Raw genomic sequence first — 338 nt, forward strand, 5'->3', positions numbered from 1 at the left:
TGGACCACCACCACGCGCAGCTGTTTGGGGTCTGCACTGGCCAGGCGCCTGGCAACCCGGTCGATCTGCCTGGATGACACCTCGCCGTCCTTGTGCCGATACCAGCGCGTCGTGTTGACGCACAGCACCAGCAAATCGGGCGAGGAATGCACGGGTTCAAGCGCGTCGCCGAAGGCGTTGCAGTGCCGGGCGTAGGGGTGAAAGAGACGGGCGCCCGGATTGAGGAGCGGAATGTCGTGGTTGCCCGGAATGGCCAGCACCGGCGCACCGAGCCGATCGATGAAGGCCCGCGCATCGCGGAACTGGCCGGGGCGCGCGCGCTGGGTGATGTCGCCCGA

The 338-nt window shown here is 67.8% G+C and carries 1 protein-coding gene; it reads right to left on the reverse strand.

Features of this window, described 5'->3' with window-relative positions:
• On the reverse strand, window positions 1–338 hold a 338-nt coding region (locus B3V69_RS02925; RefSeq protein ID WP_414707457.1), incomplete at both ends, for a metallophosphoesterase family protein.

Source organism: Rhodoferax sp. UBA5149 (assembly GCF_002413825.1).
In the GTDB taxonomy this organism is placed as follows: Bacteria; Pseudomonadota; Gammaproteobacteria; order Burkholderiales; family Burkholderiaceae_C; genus Rhodoferax.